The organism is Yinghuangia sp. YIM S10712 (genome assembly GCF_051388935.1).
Classification (GTDB): Bacteria; Actinomycetota; Actinomycetes; order Streptomycetales; family Streptomycetaceae; genus Yinghuangia.
The window spans coordinates 1,108,606-1,109,608 of record NZ_JBPKBI010000001.1 but is presented as its reverse complement, the minus strand read 5'-3'; the positions used below and the strand labels follow the sequence as shown (position 1 = coordinate 1,109,608).

Below are 1,003 nucleotides of genomic sequence, written 5' to 3'. Positions count from 1 at the left end.
CCCCGCGGACCGGGCGTCGTTTCGGGCAACCGGCCAACCCGCCCCCTGCCTCCGCGGGCCTCCCGCCCGGCAGTCGCTTGACACGGCGGCCCGAACATGCGTTCCCTCGTGGGGGGAAATTCCCCCGTTTGGGTCTGTCGCCGTGCGGTCAAGTACAAACCGGGTACACTGCGTACGCGCCAATTCACATGCGGTGATGTGCTGTCGTGCGCGTAGGCGATGCGCAGGCCGGCCTGCGAGGTCGGGGCGAGCCTGCGGGTCGGGGCGGGATGCCAAGGGAGAGCTCGACTGTTCTCCCAGGAGAAGTGGTGGCGGAGACGGGTCGGGGGTCCGCGCGATAGCGTCAACCAGGTCCCCGTCATCGGTCGTGGTCACAGCGTGGCCACCTACGCAGCACCTTGGAGGTGAGGGTGTCCCAGCGATCCGCACACACGGCGGACGAAACCGGCGCCGGCCAGCAGGACTTCGTCGAGGTCCGGCTGCCCGCCGCAGGGGCGTACCTCTCGGTTCTTCGCACCGCGACGGCCGGCCTCGCGGCCCGGCTCGACTTCACCCTGGACGAGATCGAAGATCTCCGCATCGCCGTCGACGAGGCGTGCGCGATGCTGCTCGGGCAGGCTGTTCCCGGCAGCGTCCTGTCGTGCGTCTTCCACTTGGTGGGCGACGCCTTGGAGATCACGGTGTCCGCGCCGACGACGGACGGACACACCCCCGCGCGCGACACGTTCGCGTGGACCGTCTTGTCCGCTCTCGCCGGCGAGGTCGACGCGACCGCGGACGAGAACGACGTCGTGAGCATCAGCCTCCACAAGAAGCGCGGTGGCGGGCCGGGGGCACCGTGAGCACCGAGCACGCGAGCGACCACCGGGGCGGAGAACCCCCGGAGGACGGGCCCCGGGAGGCCGAGGACATGGCCAGTGACACGAGCGTGACGGCGGACGAGACCACCACGTCGCACGACGACGCACCCGATGCACCCGATGTGCCGGAGACCGTGGGGGTG

Annotated in this window: 1 protein-coding gene; it reads left to right on the top strand. The window is 70.6% G+C overall.

The genetic code is table 11. The features are described from left to right. Nucleotides 1–398 precede the first annotated feature (398 nt). On the top strand, nt 399–842 hold the full coding sequence (locus ACRX5W_RS05175; protein WP_436786682.1) for an anti-sigma regulatory factor: 444 nt from the start codon (nt 399–401) through the stop codon (nt 840–842). Nucleotides 843–1,003 lie beyond the last annotated feature (161 nt).